This window comes from Acidithiobacillus sp. TH-A36 (assembly GCF_057473445.1).
Genome location: NZ_JBYCKP010000460.1, coordinates 1 through 2,890, shown reverse-complemented (window position 1 = coordinate 2,890; position 2,890 = coordinate 1). Strand labels below are relative to the sequence as shown.

3 protein-coding genes are annotated in these 2,890 nt (G+C 55.2%); 1 reads left to right on the top strand and 2 read right to left on the bottom strand.

The annotated features are described in order from the left end of the window. Both AC2VLY_RS11800 and queF read right to left on the bottom strand, forming a co-directional pair. Positions 1 to 748 (bottom strand): FGGY family carbohydrate kinase (locus tag AC2VLY_RS11800; protein WP_486922335.1); only part of this gene is annotated, 748 nt, incomplete at its 3' end. A gap of 12 nt (positions 749 to 760) precedes the next feature. Then, positions 761 to 1,186: a preQ(1) synthase gene (gene queF / locus AC2VLY_RS11795; RefSeq protein ID WP_486891982.1), complete on the bottom strand. Its 426-nt coding sequence runs from the start codon at positions 1,184 to 1,186 to the stop codon at positions 761 to 763. 60 nt (positions 1,187 to 1,246) lie between these two features. Here queF and AC2VLY_RS11790 point away from each other — a divergent pair. Then, a partial coding sequence (locus AC2VLY_RS11790) for an AAA family ATPase (protein ID WP_486922334.1) occupies positions 1,247 to 2,890 on the top strand: 1,644 nt, incomplete at its 3' end.

Sequence of the window (2,890 nt, the reverse complement as noted above, 5' to 3'; positions counted from 1 at the left end):
GGGCTGTGCCGGGCATATATAAACCAGCCGCAGTGGCCGCTGCAACGCTGTCTGTACAACCGGCGCGAATCTGGACTGCTGTGGACAAGCCCAGCCTTTGAGCCCATGATTTATCCAGCGTGCCGATGCTGATCCCTTCATGCACCACTTTCGGTAATATTGCCGGATCAATATCTGCAGTTTTCAGGATATTGAGCATTTTCTCCGGATATTTCATCTGTTGAGCATCCAGACCCATTTTCAGAACATTGCCCCGATCCGAGATCCCCCAGTGATTGGTGAGATGCGCAGCCACCCAGTCCGCCTGATGATGTACGTAATGCGCCTCCGAAAAATTATGGAGATGACAGCGTAACCACAGGAGTTTACTCAGGGAGCTGGCAGGGGATAGACAAATTCCCCCTTCTGGCCATTGCTGTTTCAACTGTTGTGCCTGTGCTGCAGCCCGTTGATCTGAATAGGCCAATACTGGACCCAGAACATTACCCCGTCGGTCACTGAGCAGGAGGGTTCCGGATGTCCCATCCAGACTCATGGCCTTGATGGCAGACCAGGCCCGGGTATGAATGGATCGCAATTGTTGCGCCAGCATTTCCAGTCCCTGCAACCATCCCTGGCTATCGGTCAAGCTTTCAGACGGACAGCCCGGGTAGGGAAGGGCGGCACTGGCTATCGTGTCGAGATTTTCATCAATAACAATACCGCGCAAGCCGGACGTTCCAAAATCAATCCCCAGATAAGTGGGCATGTTCGGGGCCGATCAGTAACCGGGCTGCTGCCGGGTCCATTGCACACCGGGCAACTGCCCGAGGATATCCGGGCTATCCCAGCCGTGCTGACGGTGTTCGATGAGCAGATCGGTGCTGATGCCGCCACGCACATACCAGCGGCCCAGAAGGCGCAGATAACGCGGCTGAATCAGTTGAATAATATCGTCAGCAATCCGGTTACTCATGGCCTCGTGAAAAGCACCTTCATCACGAAAACTCCAGAGATACAGCTTCAGGGATTTGAGCTCAACATTATGTTGGTCAGGAATAAAATCGAGCATAAAGTGCGCAAAATCAGGCTGTCCAGTCAGTGGACAGAGGCAGGTAAACTCAGGCATATCCATATGTACAACATAATCCCGCTCGGGATGGGGGTTGGGGAATCGTTCCAGACTTTTGCTGGGTTGACTGGGCATGGCTTAATCCTCATCATAAAAGTTTCGATAGCCCGGTATCATACCTAAAAACCACTGTTCATGCGCCTCTCGGCCATTATTCTTCAAGGCTTCAAGTCCTTTCGCGAAAACACCCGCATCCAGATCAGCGCCAATCCGGTGGTGATTGTCGGACCCAATGGTTGTGGCAAGTCCAATACCGTGGATGCCCTGCGCTGGGTGCTGGGTGAATCTTCCGCCAGACAATTGCGAGGCGGCACCCTGAGCGATGTCATTTCCAATGGGGGGGGCAGTCGACCGGCGGCTTCCCAGGCCAGTGTGGAATTGCGTTTTGACAATAGTGATGGCACTGCGCCCGGTGCATTTGCCGAAGTGGCCGAAATCAGTGTCAAACGCAGCCTGGACCGTAAGGGCGACGGTCTTTACCGGATTAACGGCGCGCGTTGCCGGCGGCGGGATGTCAGTGACCTGTTTTTGGGTACGGGTTTGGGCAGCAGTACCTATGCCATTGTCGAACAGGGAACCATTGGTCGGATTATTGAAGCGCGTCCCGATGATCTGCGCGCCATGCTGGAAGAGGCGGGGGGAATCAGCCGCTACAAGGAAAGGCGTCGGGAAACTGCCCAGCGCATTGCCGAAACCCGGGAACACTTGCAACGCCTGCATGATATTCACGGTGAAATGGATGGTCAGTGGCAGCGTTTGCAACGTCAGGCCGAAGCTGCCCGGAAAATGCGGGCCTTGCGGGTTGAAGAACGTCAATGGCAATGGTGGGCGGTTTCTGCACGCCTGCAGATGCTGGAGACAGAAGCACAAGTCCTGAATCAGCGCCGTTATGAATTACAGTCCCAAAACCAGACATTGGAAGAAAACCGCCAGTTGACCGAGCAGGGTCTGGAGAGCTTGCGACAGGAGGCGCGGGTCGGTCAGGACAGTCTGAGCACCGCGCAGGCCGGACTGTATGCTGTTCAGGCAGATCTCAGTGAAGCCGATCATCAACTGAAAGAACATCATGCTCAGATTCAGCGTGTTCAGTCGGGCATGGCGCAATTTCAGAACCAACAGCAAAAAATCCACGTCGAAATGCAACGCCAACTGGAAAGCGAAAAACACCGACAGGAACGCCTTCTGGTTTTGCTGGATCGTCGTGAAAGCTTGAGCACAGAGGAGGAGTCAACCCGCCAAGCCCGTCAGGCTGCAGAGCGTCAGGCTGAAGAGCAGGAACAGGCACGACAGTTGGGCGTGCAAAAGGTTGCTGATTTGCGCCGCAAACGTGATGTGCTGCTGGCTCAGATCCGGGAGCTGGAGCCGCGTTTACAGGATATGGATAAGCGCCTTGCGCGTTTTGTTCAGGAAATGCCATCAGAACGTCCTGCTCTCGATGCGGCCGAACTGCGTGTGCAAACGCTGGATGGGAACCTGAATACCGCAAGTCAGCAGCTGGCAGCCTTGCGTGAGGCATTGGCACAACAACAAGAACAGCTTGAGAACCTGCGCGAGCCGCGTGAAAGCGCCCAGGGGCACTTGCAAGAATGCAAGGCCCGCCACAAGGCACTCGAAAGCCTGTTGCAACGCCTGCAAAAATCCAGTCCTGCGGGGGTATCCGGGCAAGTGTTGTTGATGGATTGTTTGCAGGTCCGCAAGGGCTGGGAGATGGCCATTGAGCGGGTGCTCGGTGATCGCCTTCATGCCCGGGTGCTTGCTGCGCCTGAGCAGACCATCAAG

What these genes read in the sequence shown, in the direction of transcription:
- queF (WP_486891982.1), bottom strand. Translation starts at nt 1,186, where the DNA reads ATGCCCAGTCAACCCAGCAAAAGTCTGGAACGATTCCCCAACCCCCAT.